This window comes from Streptomyces cinereospinus (assembly GCF_042430725.1).
Lineage (GTDB): Bacteria > Actinomycetota > Actinomycetes > Streptomycetales > Streptomycetaceae > Streptomyces > Streptomyces cinereospinus.
In genome coordinates, this window is sequence record NZ_JBHMCY010000061.1 from 32916 (window position 1) to 45319 (window position 12404).

Below are 12404 nucleotides of genomic sequence, written 5' to 3' on the forward strand. Positions count from 1 at the left end.
CGGGCCACCGGGCCACCGGGCCACCGGGCCACCGGGCCACCGGGCCACCGGGCCACCGGGCCAGTCTGCACCAAGTGGTGAGCGGGTGTCGGGATGGTCTTCGCCCCGCACTCGCGTCAGGTGGGGAACCATGGCGCGTGCTGCGCATCGGCCGTAACGCTCGTGTCGTCACTGCGTCCTTCCTCCGCAAGCCTGGGAGACGAAGACACCGTTGACGGAGGTCATGGCCCCGCGCACCATCCCGCCACGGCCTCGGGCCGCCCCTTCCGGCGAGTGGACCCGTCGCCCGCTTCCGCCGCAGGGGGGACGGTGAGGGTCCGCCGTGGCGGCACAGCACCTGTCTCTTCCACGTGACCCGCGGGCGTCCGGTCGCCGGGGAACGGGAACCGGGGACTGAGCTGCGTGGCGAGCAGAGCGGCCAGTGCCAGGACGAACCCGAGAGCCTGCGGCGGGCTCAGGGTTTCGCCCAGCGCGATGCCGATGGCTGCCGCGACCAGCGGGGACAGCAGCACCAGGGGTGCGGACGCGCCGACCGACAGTTGCCCGATGCCGCGGAACCACAGCGTGTACGCGATCAAGCCGCACATGCTTACGAGCCACAGGTAGCCACCGACCGAGTCGGCGTCCATCCGCTGCGGCTCTCCCTCGATCGCGAGGGTGAGGGGGAGGAGCAGCAGGCCGCCGGCGGTCAGTTGCCAACTGGCCAGGGCCAGCGGGCCGGCTCCGGGCGGACGGCCCCAGCGCATGGTCAGGACGGCCCCGCCGGCCGCAGCGGCTGTACCGACCAGGCCGGCGAGCAACCCGACGGCGTCCAGCCGGGCCTGCGGCTCGAGGATGACGAGTGCGACGCCGGTCACGCCGGTCACGGCCCAGGCCGACCGCCGGGCCGACGGCCGCTCTCCGAGGAGAAGGACGGCCAGCACGGCGGCGAGCAGCGGCTGGGTGGCACCCAGGATGGCGGCGACACTGCCGGGGAGTCGTCCGGCCGCCAGGGAGAACAGGGGGAACGTGGCACCCATGTTGAGCACACCGAGGACGGCGGTCTTCCACCACCAGTCCCCGCGCGGCAGGACGCGGGCGAGCGCCAGCCCGAGGAGCCCGGCGGGCAAGGCGCGCATCATCCCGGAGAAGAGGGGTTGCCCGGGCGGCAGAAGCTCCGTGGTCACGGCGTACGTGGTGCCCCAGGCCGCCGGTGCGAGCGCGGTCAGGGCGACGGTTGCCGCCCCGTGCGCGGACGAGGAATGCAAAGGGGCGATCTCCTGTGAGGGTGCTCGCACACGACGGGGACGTTCTCCTGCTCCGGGCCGGCCCATCGCTTCAGGCCCTCTGCGAGCCGCCGCACCCCATCGGGGTCGGCGCGTGAAGGGCGGGCCAGGCGATGTCGGTGGCTACGGCAGCGGCGTAGTCGACGCCCGGTACGGAGAATCCGTACAGACGTTGGACTTCCGCCCGGAACCAGACGAGGTCGGCGAGGTCGGCGATGGTGTCGGTCGTCGCAGCCTCCCAGCGTTCGGCGACGGCAGCCTGGACGTCGTCGGCGAGTTCCCAGGCGTCCAGGCGGATCCGGCCGTCGTCGTCCAGGGTGAGCGGTGCGGCACCGGTGAGCTGGTCCCACAGGACGGCGAGCTGGTGCACTGGTGGGACCAGGCGCTCTCCGAGGACGCCGCGGAGCAGGCCGGTGTACAGGGCGATGCCGGGAACGGCGGTGGAGGACTGGGTGACCGCGGCGCCGTTGACGGAGGTCACGGCCCGACCGCCCACCGTCTTGGCGAGGCGCTCGTTCAGGGCGCGGGCGGTGGCCTCCAGGTGGGCCTTGGCCGCACCGATGGTGCCCTGCCGGTAGATCGCCGCTGTCAGCGGCGATCCGATGTACGACAGCGCGGCGGTGGCGAAGCCGTCGCCGAGCAGATCACGGCCGGCCAGGAAGGTGATCCAGCGTTCCCAGTCCGTACCGCCCATGACGGCCACGGTCTGCTCGACATCGTCGTCCTCGGCCGGAGCTGCTTCGACCGCGCGCACCTCGGGAACGCCCTGGTCATCGAAGACAAGCGTCTTGGTGTGGTTCGCCTGGCCGATCGGCTTGAGGACGGAGGCGTAGGTGATGCCGGTGACGGGGTCGGTGCGCCGGGGCGCGGCCACCGAATAGACCAGGTAGTCGAGCTTGCCGCCGAAACGCCGCTCGATGAGGCCGGCGACCTGGTTCTTCACCTCGTCGGAGAACGCGTCACCGTTGAGGAACGCCAGATCGCGCCCGGCGGTGCGAGCGATGTCGGCGGTTGCGGCGGTGCGGTACCAACCGGCCGTGGCGGTGCGCCGTTCGGTGGGTGCCTTCTCGACAGAGACCATGATGCCGCGGATGCCGGCGCGCTTGAGTCCGGCGACAGTGGCGGCCAGGCCGTATCCGGCCGAGGATCCGATGATCAGAGCCACCGGTCCGGCGCCTTCCCGTACGTCGGCAGAGTCGGGGCATGCCTGCCACATGTCGGCCACCAGCCGTTCGCAGCCCGCCGGGTGGGAGTCGAGGAAGAGGAAACCCCGATTGCGGGGGGTGAGAACACGCTTGCTCACGATGGCAGTCCTTGGGTCGACTGGGACGGTGCGGCCTCGTGCGGCCGGCACCGTGGGCGCCGCGGTGACGGGTGTGCAGGCCGGGCTCAGCCGCTTGGCCAAGGGCGAGCGTTCCGTCGACGGGAAAGGCCGCCCCGGCCGCGAGGCAGGGCACCTCGGACAGGGCGCGGCCGGGGCGGGGCGGGGGCGCGGCCTCGGTGGGGAGGCCGGTGGCGGACAGCGGGGGGCGATGGTGGTTTCGCCGGTCCGGTGGCTGTCCGGGAACACCGGACCGGCGAACGACTCATTCGGTCCGGCCGACCGGTGCCGGCACACGCAGCGGAACCGGCGTGGCCGCCACGATGTGCTCGCGCGTGTCACCGGGTGCCGTCTCCACCCTGACTGCTCCGCCGTCGGTGACGTGCAGCACCCCGAGTCGGTGTTGATCCGGTGGACACAGGCTCGGCAGGTCAGCGGGAGGGTGCGCTCCGGGACGATCTCCGGGCCGCCGTCCTGGTGGTGTGCTCCATCAGGACGATGACGCGCGGGGCGCCGTGGACGAGGTCCATCGCTCAGCCCGTGCCCTCCGCGACTTCTTTGTCCGTCGGACCGGCGGCCGGCTCAGGCGACGAAGGTCTGGCGCAGTCCGCCGATGCCCTCGACGGTGCTGACGAGTTCGTCACCGGCGGCGAGGAAGCGCTGCGGGTCGCGGCCGAGGCCGACGCCGGCCGGGGTGCCGGTGAAGACGACGTCGCCGGGCAGCAGCGGCAGCACCGCGGACAGCTTGCTGACCAGGGCGGGCACGGAGAAGATCAGGTCCCGGGTGCGGCCCTTCTGGACCTCCTCACCATTGATCTCACAACGCAGTTCGAGGTCGTCGGGGTCGTCGAACTCGTCCGGCGTGACCAGCCACGGGCCGATGGGGGCGAATCCGGGGAAGGACTTGCCCAGGCTGAACTGGGGTATGGGTCCGGCCAGTTGCGAGACACGCTCGGATATGTCCTGGCCCACCGCAAGGCCGGCGACGTGGGTCCAGGCGTCGGCCTCGCGGACGCCTTCCGCACGGCGGCCGATGACGGCGACCAGTTCGACCTCCCAGTCGGTGTGGCCGTCCGCCGGCAGCTTCACCTCGGTGACGGGCCCGCTGATGCTGGTGACGAACTTGGTGAACACCGGCGGCAGCCCTTCGGGCGCCACGAATCCCGACTCGGCGGCGTGGTCGCGGTAGTTCAGACCGATCGCCAGAGTCTGCCGCGGTGCCGGGGCCGGCGAGCCGAGTTCGGCCAGGCCGAACTCCACGCCTTCGGGCAGGTCGGTGGAAGCGGCCCAGGCGCGGAACTCCTCCCACCGCTCGTAGACGGCCTGCGGGTCCGCGGAGAAGCGGCCCCCACTGGCCTGTTCGACGTCCACGGCACGCCCCTCGACGACGAGGGCCAGCCGGCCGGAAAGGTTTGCGATACGCACGATGTGACTCCCGGAACTGGGAAAGAACGAGATCCCGCAGGGGATCCGGTGGAGCGGCCGCACCAGAAGGTGCCCATGAGCCGGTCTGAGGCGCCAGGGCAGCCGGAGACGACAGGCCCGTGCCTTCATCAGCTATTCAGCATGATGATTAATGTGATGTTGTGCCCAGGTACACGGCTCCGTCAAGAGCTCGGGCCAAAATCAGCATGATGAATACGTTGGTGGTCCGCGGTCACCTGTACGGGTGGCACGACGTCGGCGCGGCCGATCCCGGTGACCGCGGTGCGATCAGCGGCCGTCCACCAGGCCGCCGCCGCCCGGCCGCGGGAGGCCGTGACCGAAGTCCTGGACGATCACAGGACCTACAATCCGGGCATGACCACGCGCACGTCGCCGAAGGACAAGCGGCTCGAACTGGGTGAAAGGTCCAAGGAGACCATCCTCGACGTCGCCACTCGGCTGATGTCGGCGCGCGGTTACGAGGGCACCAGCATCTCGGCGATCGCGAAGGAATCAGGGCTGGCGGCGAGCTCGATCTACTGGCACTTCTCCTCGAAGGCCGGCGTCCTGACGGCAGTGATGGACCGCGGGAACGCGAGGTTCTACGCGGACGCTCCCCGACTGGAGTTCGGGCCGGAAACATCCCACTTAGAGCGAATCGCACAAACGCTGCAGCACGGCATGAGGGCACTCGAACAGAACCCGGACTTCGTGCGTCTGCAGGTCATCCTCATGCTCAACTCACCTGCCGGCGCCGTCAACGAAGCGGTACTGAGCATGCGCACGCAGGCGAGGGAGGGCATCCGAGCGGCCCTGGCGCAGGCGTTCGGTGATCTCGGGCCGGATCGCTCCGAGGCCGTGGCGGCGGGCCTCGCGGACTTCGTGGCCGCCGGCTTCGAAGGGATCTTCCTGGCGCGAGAAAGCGCTCCGGGCGCCACGCAGTGCCTCCTGCGCCGGCTCGCCCGCGCCACGGTGACCCTGGCCGAAGGCATGCTCTCGCCGGATTCCGCTTCGTCGGACTCCGCCCCTCAGTGAACTCCGAGGACGCTGATCCCACCGGGGCGCGACCCGGTGCGGCGGGTTTCACAGTGACGCCCTGACGCTTCGGGACAGACGGAGCGTGAGGCACTCCGGTAGGGAAGCAGGTTGCTTGCGACCCGTTGGGCCCTCGGCACCCGCCCGCTCGGGCGAACCGCCCACCCCCTCGGCCCGCGCCTGCCGGCGGAGGCCGCACTGAGGCACTGGTCACCCGCACGGAACGCTTCCGGCAAGCCGGCAGCGTGACGCCACTCCCCGGTCCCGACCCTGAGCAGATCACCGGGGCGCTCTCGCACTCCGCGGTCCACTGCGGCGCTCCCCAAGGCCCTGAACGCGGCATTCGCCGCCGAAAAGGTGTTCCGGCGAGCGGCGACTACCTCCCGTGACGAACCGGTAACGAAGCTCACCCGCCTGACACGGTGCGGTGACATGCCGGGTGAGCACGGCAGCGAGCCTGCACCCAGGCAGTCCGCACGCCGAGGCGCCGGCCACTCCGGTCTCCGTCGGCGTCCGGCACGACTCACCCACCACGCGCGCGAGCCGTGGGCCGCAGACACCTGCCCCATGCCTGGCACCCGATCGCGATTCATCCGGACCGTTCCCTTGACGCCACCTCGAAACCGGCTGTAACACTGTCCGTAACGAGCGATACAGACAGATGTCCGCGACGCTCTTCCCCACCGCGAGAACGCGCTCTGAAGCAGCGCCCCGCCGTGTCACCCGTAAGCAAGGGAGCTACATCGATGCCCACCGACTCCGTATCCGAGGTCACACCAGTGCCGCAACGCATCTCCTGCGACATCGCCATCGTCGGTTACGGCCCCGTCGGCATGGTTCTCAGCGGGTTGCTGGCGCAGCGGGGCTTCGATGTCGTCGTCGTCGAACGCCACCACACGCTGTATCCGCTGGCGCGAGCAGGTCACTACGACGGCGAGACGATGCGGACCTTCCAGGAACTGGGGGTCGCCGGGGCGGTCGAGCTGGCCGCCCAGCCCATGCTGCAGTGGGACCTGGTCACGGCCGAGAAGGAGGTGCTCGCCACCATCCACATCGGCGAGGGGGGCGCGGGCTGGAAGGAGAGCTACCTCTCGTACCAGCCCGAGATCGAGCGCATCCTCGATCCGCGCGCCCGCGACCTCGGGGTCCGTGTCCTCCGGGGGCTGAAGGCCGAACGGATCGAGCAGACCGCCGACCGCGCGACGGTGACCTGCCGCCAGGTCGACGACGCGAGTGCGGCACCGACCGTCGTGGACGCGGCCTACGTCATCGGCGCCGACGGAGCCAACAGCTTCGTACGCTCCGCGCTGGGGATCGAGCGCGCACGGCTGGGTTACGAGCCGATGGACTCGCTGGTCATCGACTTCAAGCTCGACGACCCCGACCGCGAGATCGCCGACATGCCCGAGGTGCTCCAGGTCCTCGACATCGACCGCCCTCAGCTGGCCGGGAGGTGGGAGGGCCGCAACTACATGCGCTTCGAGTTCGGCCTGCTCGACGGCGAGGACCCCGACGACTTCGCCCGCGAGGACAACTGCTGGAAGCTGCTCGCGATGTGGGGCCTCACCCCGGAGGACGGCCACATCGAGCGGGGGGTGGTCTACCGGTTCGAGGCGACCCTCGCGCCCAGGTGGCGGGACGGACGAGTGCTCCTCGCCGGCGACGCCGCGCACACCATGCCCCCGACGATGGGCCAGGGCCTGTGCTCGGGAATCCGCGATGCGATCAACCTGGTCTGGAAACTCACGGCCGTGATGCACGGTGAGGCGGAACAGAAGCTGCTCGACACGGTCGAGAGCGAACGAGGCGCGCACGTGCGGGGCCTCATCGAGCGGTGCGTCGCGCTCGGCGAGCTGTGGAACACCCGGGACCCCCAGGCGGCCCACCGGCGTGACGAGATGCTGCGGATGGGCACCGTGCCGCCGGCCCCCATCTTCCCCCGGCTCGGGGAGGGCATCGTCGTACCCGAGTCGGCGGACAGCCCGGTCACGGACGGACGGCCGGCGCCGCAGGCCCGGGTCGCCCTCGACGGACGCGTCGATCGTCTCGACGAGTTCGGACACGGCTGGAAGATCGTTTCCCGGCACGCCGTGCCGCAGGACCTGTTCACCGACGAGCAGCTCCGGGCCCTTGAGGAACTCGGTGTCGAGTTCGCCCATGTGTCGCGTGGTCCCGGCCCCGACTACTACATCGACCTGGACGGCGAGTACGACCTGTGGTTCCGCAAGCACGGTGTCCGGGCGTTCGTCCAGCGGCCCGACAAGTACGTCTTCGGGGCGGTCGCGGAGCTGGACGAGCTGCCGCGTCTGGTCGATCAGCTCATCGACTCGATGGCGGACGCCGGCTGGAACTTCCGCTCCGTCGACACGGGCTCACGAGCACGCGTGGGTGCCGGAAGTGCCGCGGCCGGTGCGCACCCGCCCTACCCCGGCCCGGTGGACGTCAGGAACGTGAGCGAGGAGACACAGCAGTTCTTCACGTCGTTCTTCACGGCCAAGACGAGGCGCCGGATCGAGGAAACGCACGCGCACTTCCACCCCGAGCAGATCTACTACGCCGACGCGACCCTGGGGTGGGAGTTCTCCGACAACGAGACGCTGCACGGCATGTGGAAGCAGTACATGCCGTTCTGGGGTGACCAGGCGAAGAGCTACCCGGTCCAGCTCCTGGGCGACACCAGCGCCGGCGCCGCCATCGTGATGACCAACACCCCTGAACTGTTCGGCGGCGAGCTCCGCGCGATCGCGATCATCGACTTCCTCGACGACAAGGTCGTGCGCTGGATCGACTACTGGGACGGCCGCGGATTCGGCGCGGACGCCACCGTACAGCTGCGCGTGGCCGCCGACGTCTTCCCCGACACGCTCGGCGTGGACACCGTCACGCCTCGGCAGGACCCGGCCCTCGGCTCGGCAGTCGCACAGCTGATGGCCGGGATCCGCGACGGCGACAGTTCCGCACTGGACGAGGTCCTTGCCTATGACGCGACGTTTGAGGACTTCACGCTGCGGACCCAGCTCCGGGGCCGCGCGGCGATCCAGCGCTACCTCCGTCGGGCGTCCGGGCGGCTTCCGTACCAGGGCGCGACGGTGAGCCACATCGTGGGCAACGAGCAGGGCGGCGGCTTCGAGTGGACCGCCGAGGGACGCACCGTCCCGCGCGGCGCCGCCGCTCTGGCTCTCAACAGCGAAGGACAGATCACCTCGCTGAGCCTCGTCTGGGACGGCTCCCTCATGGACGACGACGTGATCCTCCCCCTCAGCGCCCTCGCCGTCGAGCCACGCCGATAGCCCACCACCCCCGCCGGAACGGCCCACCGGGACCGGCCAGAAAAAAGGAACCAGTCATGGACGTGAAAGACCTGCAGTACTCCGAGCTCCCACCGCGCGCACAGCACGTGCTGGAGAACTTCTTCCCCGACCAGGAAGCGATCAAGGCCCGCCAGGAGCACTTCCGCGATGTCGGACCCCGGGATGCGGACTCCGAAGGCGATGTCGAGATCCTGGACGGAGTCGAGTTCACCCACCACTTCGTCGACGCGCCGGGCGACCACGAGACGGTGCGCTTCCACTACGTCGAAGCCGGCGATCCGGCCAACGAGTCGATCCTGTTCCTGCACGGCATCCCGGACTCCTGGTACCAGTGGCATCACCAGATGGCGGCCCTGGCGTCGGAGTACCACTGCGTGGCATTCGATCTCAAGGGCTACGGACAGTCGGAGAAGTCTCCGGGCGACTACCGGCACCAAGCGGCGGCCGAGCAGCTCGTCGCCGCTCTCGACCTGATCGGGCTGGAGACGTTCAACCTGGTCACCCACGACCGCGGATCGGTCCAGGGCGACTACATCGCGGCCGATCACTCGGACCGCGTGCTGCGCTACGGACGCGGCGAGCAGCACCTTTACCACTTCAACCCCGTCCTCGCACCGCAGGCCGATCTCTTCGCCGAAGCACCGTTCACGGGTTTGATGAACGACCCGGTCGAGTTCACCGTCTTCGTCTACACCTGGATCGCCACGCACGACCTCCCCGACGACGAGATGCGCCGCGTCATCCAGGAGTACTCCTACCCGGGCATCAACCGCGCGGTGCCCCGGTACTTCAACAGCTCGACCTTCCGCCAGGAATGGATCGAGCGAAGGCTGCGCCTGATCCCCGCCTGGACCTGCCCGGTCATGATCCTGGAGGGATACGACAGCAAGACGCAGCCGCGCGAGTTCTACGAGCACGCACGCGACTACATCCCGAACGCGAAGGACGTCGCGGTCCGCTACATCCAGGCCGGGCACTTCTGGTCGATGGAACGCCCCGACGAGGTCACCGCACTCCTGCGCGAGCTCCTGGCGATGCCGGCCTGAGGTCGGGACGACCGCACAGCACCGTCGCGACCCCTGAGGCGGCGATCGCCGTGGGCCGCGAGACCCACCACGAGAAAGGCACACCCACGATGACCGAACCCCGTATGAGCTGGCAGGAGATGGTCGAGTTCTCGACGACCCACGACCTCCTGGCGAAGCGTCTCTACGTGATCTCCTCCAAGCCCACCAACGGGCTCGGCCCGATCATGGAGGTCCTGGACGAGCACGTGAAGTACCAGACCCAGCTCGAGCGCGACGGCGTCATGTTCGCCGCCGGCCCGCTCGCGAGCGAAGACCTCCAGGAGTGGCTGGGCGAGGGACTCTTCATGTACCGGGCCGGGTCCATGGAAGAGGCCGTGCGCCTCGCCGAGGCCGACCCCATGCACAGCCGAGGCGCTCGCAGCTTCACCATCCGCGAGTGGATGCTCAACGAGGGGACCTACACCATCCAGGTCTTCTACTCCGCCGGACGGCCCAAGATCACCTGACGCGGGTCCCCCATCGGGTACGCAGACCTGACGGCTCAGGGCTGTCGGGTGCCGGCCGGCACCCGACAGCCGCGTACCCACTCCCCCATCTGTCCACCATCACGTCGAGCCAGTGGCGCAACCGCCTGCTCGACCCGCGGCGCCGCCGCGTCGGAACGGAGCGAGAAATGACCGAGACGGATCTCCCCACCAACTGGAGACGGTGGGGGGACACGGACCAGCTGGGCACCCTGAACCTGATAGACGCGGCGGCGAGGGCGCGGGCGGCCGCGGAGGTACGCGACGCACGCCACGTCAGCCTGGCCCGCCCCGTCGATCCGATTGCCCTCACGACCGGACTCGGTCCGGTCGGCAGTCCGGCCACGATGCCGGCCGGCGTCCTGCAGGCCGTGAACTTCAACGGCGCACAGCCCCTGGCGATGACGGACACACTGGTCGTCAACACCCACAACGCCGCGCTGACCCACCTCGACGCCGTCGCCCACATACCGGTCGACGGCCTCGTCTACCCCGGCGTGCCGGTACAGGACGCCGTGACCCCGACCGGTGTGGCACACGGCTCGGCCGACTGCTTCGGTGCGGGGGTCATCACCCGTGGCGTCCTGTTGGACCTGGCTCCCGACGGTGGCAGCCTCGCCGCCGACCGACGCGTCGGAGCCACGGACCTCGATGCCGCGCTCCAGCGCGCGGACACGCCGCTGCACCCGGGAGACGCTGTGGCGTTGCGCGGCGGATGGGACACCAACCAGCCGCTGGGCCAACCCGTTCCCGGCCTCGACCTGAGCGCCGTGAAGTGGTTGGACCAGCACGGAGTGAGTGTGTACCTGGGTGACATCGGCGACTCGCGCCCCCCGGCGTTCCCGCTGCCCATGCACCAGGTCGCCCTCGCCCGGCTCGGCCTTCCGCTGGTCGACGCGGCCGGCCTCGACGAACTCGCCGAGGTCTGCGCGGCCCTGGGCCGCTTCAGCTTCATGCTCGTGCTGGCGCCGCCCCGCATCACCGGGACCACCGGACTGCTCGTCAACCCTATCGCCGTCTTCTGAGAAAGGAACGCGTCATGGACACTCCGCCCTCCGGAGAAGGCCCGGTCACCTTCATCAACATCATCGACATCGCCGAGGACGAGATCGACACCTTCGTCTCCCGATGGAAGGAGCGCTCTCGCTTCACCACGCCAGCAGAGGGATTCATCTCCGCCGAGCTGTTCCGCGCGCTCGACACCGACACCCGCTTCAAGGTCGTCAACATCACCAAATGGGAGTCCCGAGCGCACTTCCAGGCAGCCATCCAGGCCCCTGACTTCAGAGCCGAGCTGGACGGATACGAGCAGTCGTCCACGTGGACGCCTCACCGGGGCTTCTACGGGACCGCCGCGAAGTTCGACTGAAGCCGTCGGCCCGCCGACGAGCCGGCTTCGTGCGGCGGGTCCGCTCCGCACACGGCACGCGCCGCACCTCCCAGCGAGCGAACACCTCCGGAAGCCGCTCACCAACGCAGGCGCCACGGCCTGGAGCCCGCGCCCTTCTCTCGCACCATCGCCCTGAGGACTCCCATGGACAGCGACACCCCCTACCCCGGGCCCACCGACACCAGGTATGCCACCGAAGAGGCGGCACGGTTCTTCACCGCATTCTTCACGGCCAAGACCGAGCGCCGGATCGACACCACCCACGCCTGCTTCCACCCCGACACGACCTACTACGCCGATGCGACGCTGGGCTGGGCCTTCCCGTCCAACGAAGCGCTGCGGGGGGTGTGGGAGCAGTACATGCCGCAGTGGGGCGAGGAAGCGAAGTCCTACCCGGTGCAAGTGCTGGGCGACACCCGCGGTGCCGCCGTGGTCATGACCGACACCCCCGAACTGTTCGGAGGCGAGATACGCGGCATCGCGATCGTCGACCTGACCGACGAGAAGATCGTGCGCTGGGTCGACTACTGGGACGGCCGCGGATTCGGCACCGACACCGCCGACCGGCTGCGGGTGCCCGCAGAGGACTTCCCCGAGGGCCTCGGAGCCGGCACGGTCGAGCCGCGGCCGGTCCCGGTGCTGGGCACGGCGGTCGAGCGGCTGATGGACGCGATCGGCTCGGACGACCACGCACAGCTGAATCAGCTTCTCGCCTACGACGCCACCCTCGAGGACTTCGCCCTGCGGACCAGGATCCGCGGCAGCGCGGCCATCACCCGCTATCTCCAGCGGGCCTCGGGACGACTGCCGTACCAAGGCGCTGCGGTATCCCACATCGTGGGCAACGAGCGGGGCGGTGGCTTCGAGTGGACGGCTGACGGAAGCGTCGTGGCGCGCGGTGCCGCCGCAGTGACTCTCGACGACGGGAAGGTCAGCTCCCTGAGCTTGTGCTGGGACGGTTCCGCCCTCGACGACAAGCAGATCACCGCCCTGACCACCCTCGCGATCGAGCCGCGCCGCTGAACGGGACAGCAGTCGGGGCCGCCGCGCACTCACCCGCCGCGGGGGTCAGGCGCTCACTGCCCCTTTGCCCGAAGCCGGCGGG

At 69.8% G+C, this 12404-nt stretch carries 10 protein-coding genes; 7 read left to right on the forward strand and 3 right to left on the reverse strand.

Translation table 11 applies throughout. From position 1 onward, the window contains the following. Positions 1–221 precede the first annotated feature (221 nt). From ACFF45_RS26430 to ACFF45_RS26440, 3 genes are all read right to left on the reverse strand, one after another. Positions 222–1247 carry an EamA family transporter gene (locus tag ACFF45_RS26430; RefSeq protein WP_381348996.1) on the reverse strand — a complete coding sequence of 342 codons (1026 nt, stop codon included), beginning with the start codon at positions 1245–1247 and terminating at the stop codon, positions 222–224. A gap of 70 nt (positions 1248–1317) precedes the next feature. After that, on the reverse strand, positions 1318–2568 hold the full coding sequence (gene fabV, locus ACFF45_RS26435) for an enoyl-[acyl-carrier-protein] reductase FabV (protein ID WP_381348997.1): 1251 nt from the start codon (positions 2566–2568) through the stop codon (positions 1318–1320). A 600-nt stretch (positions 2569–3168) separates the two neighbouring features. After that, on the reverse strand, positions 3169–4011 hold the full coding sequence (locus ACFF45_RS26440; RefSeq protein ID WP_381348999.1) for a fumarylacetoacetate hydrolase family protein: 843 nt from the start codon (positions 4009–4011) through the stop codon (positions 3169–3171). A 375-nt stretch (positions 4012–4386) separates the two neighbouring features. On the opposite strand from ACFF45_RS26440, the gene ACFF45_RS26445 reads away from it, so the two are divergent. From ACFF45_RS26445 to ACFF45_RS26475, 7 genes are all read left to right on the forward strand, one after another. Further along, positions 4387–5046 (forward strand): TetR/AcrR family transcriptional regulator, encoded by a 660-nt coding sequence (locus ACFF45_RS26445; RefSeq protein WP_381349000.1) that lies wholly within the window; start codon positions 4387–4389, stop codon positions 5044–5046. 746 nt (positions 5047–5792) lie between these two features. Beyond that, positions 5793–8336: a bifunctional 3-(3-hydroxy-phenyl)propionate/3-hydroxycinnamic acid hydroxylase gene (locus tag ACFF45_RS26450; RefSeq protein ID WP_381349002.1), complete on the forward strand. Its 2544-nt coding sequence runs from the start codon at positions 5793–5795 to the stop codon at positions 8334–8336. 56 nt (positions 8337–8392) lie between these two features. Further along, a complete protein-coding gene (locus ACFF45_RS26455) occupies positions 8393–9403 on the forward strand; it encodes an alpha/beta fold hydrolase (RefSeq protein ID WP_381349004.1) in 1011 nt (336 codons plus the stop codon). A gap of 89 nt (positions 9404–9492) precedes the next feature. After that, positions 9493–9891, forward strand: coding sequence for a YciI family protein (locus tag ACFF45_RS26460; RefSeq protein WP_381349005.1), 399 nt, complete (start codon positions 9493–9495; stop codon positions 9889–9891). Positions 9892–10058: 167 nt separating this feature from the next. Next, on the forward strand, positions 10059–10934 hold the full coding sequence (locus ACFF45_RS26465; protein WP_381349007.1) for a cyclase family protein: 876 nt from the start codon (positions 10059–10061) through the stop codon (positions 10932–10934). Positions 10935–10948: 14 nt separating this feature from the next. Further along, a complete protein-coding gene (locus ACFF45_RS26470; RefSeq protein ID WP_381349008.1) occupies positions 10949–11278 on the forward strand; it encodes an antibiotic biosynthesis monooxygenase family protein in 330 nt (109 codons plus the stop codon). 165 nt (positions 11279–11443) lie between these two features. Then, positions 11444–12322: a nuclear transport factor 2 family protein gene (locus ACFF45_RS26475; RefSeq protein WP_381349010.1), complete on the forward strand. Its 879-nt coding sequence runs from the start codon at positions 11444–11446 to the stop codon at positions 12320–12322. Positions 12323–12404: the final 82 nt, after the last annotated feature.

Coding starts and splice junctions, on each gene's coding strand:
- ACFF45_RS26445 (WP_381349000.1), top strand. CDS start 4,387: ATGACCACGCGCACGTCGCCGAAGGACAAGCGGCTCGAACTGGGTGAA.
- ACFF45_RS26450 (WP_381349002.1), top strand. CDS start 5,793: ATGCCCACCGACTCCGTATCCGAGGTCACACCAGTGCCGCAACGCATC.
- ACFF45_RS26455 (WP_381349004.1), top strand. CDS start 8,393: ATGGACGTGAAAGACCTGCAGTACTCCGAGCTCCCACCGCGCGCACAG.
- ACFF45_RS26460 (WP_381349005.1), top strand. CDS start 9,493: ATGACCGAACCCCGTATGAGCTGGCAGGAGATGGTCGAGTTCTCGACG.
- ACFF45_RS26465 (WP_381349007.1), top strand. CDS start 10,059: ATGACCGAGACGGATCTCCCCACCAACTGGAGACGGTGGGGGGACACG.
- ACFF45_RS26470 (WP_381349008.1), top strand. CDS start 10,949: ATGGACACTCCGCCCTCCGGAGAAGGCCCGGTCACCTTCATCAACATC.
- ACFF45_RS26475 (WP_381349010.1), top strand. CDS start 11,444: ATGGACAGCGACACCCCCTACCCCGGGCCCACCGACACCAGGTATGCC.